Origin of the sequence: Bartonella sp. TT29SHDZB (genome assembly GCF_042193395.1) — a bacterium.
Taxonomy (GTDB): domain Bacteria; phylum Pseudomonadota; class Alphaproteobacteria; order Rhizobiales; family Rhizobiaceae; genus Bartonella.
In genome coordinates, this window is the sequence record NZ_JBHILQ010000128.1 from 1 (window position 1) to 725 (window position 725).

Here is a 725-nt window from a genome sequence, read left to right on the forward strand (position 1 = left end):
CAAGCAGGATGATGATACGAAGGTTATTACTATTGGCAAAGAAGTAGAAGGTACAGAACTCAATATTGCCAACAGTAAGAAAGAAGACCGGACACTTTCAGGTGTTAAGGCAGGAGTGCTTTCAGCAGAATCGACAGAAGTTGTAAATGGCTCTCAGTTATTTGCGACTAATAAAAATGTTACGACAGTGAGTACTAATCTAGACAGTGTTTCTAAAAATACATCGAGCTATTTTGGTGGTGGTGCTGATGTGCTCGTAGGTAATCTTCCGACGTATGTTGTTGGTGGTCAGTCATATCATGATGTTGGTTCAGCCTTTAGCGGTGTTGATACATCGCTGACAGATCTTCATAATGAGCTTTCTAAAAACAGCAATGAACTTACACAGACCATTGAGCAGAATGCTTTGTTGTGGAATGATGAAGCCAATGCCTTTGTAGCACGTCATGTAAAGAACAAAGAGAAAGATGGTCAAGTTATAGCGGAACAAGAAAACAGCAAATTAAAGTTTCTATTAGATGGAGAAATTTCTAAAGGTTCGACAGAAGCGATCACGGGTAATCAGCTTTATTCAATGAATCAGACATTTGCGACCTATTTTGGTGGAGGTGCAGGTTATGATAAAGATGGACAATGGAAGGCTCCAAATTTTGTGATCAAGAAAGTTGATGCGGAAGGTAAAGAAAGTGAGGAAAGCTACAATAGTGTAGCGGAAGCCTTTGCTG

1 pseudogene is annotated in these 725 nt (G+C 39.9%); it reads left to right on the plus strand.

What is annotated here, in order from left to right:
* Window positions 1–725 (plus strand): annotated as a pseudogene (locus ACFIJJ_RS09950) (hypothetical protein); the annotation flags it as partial.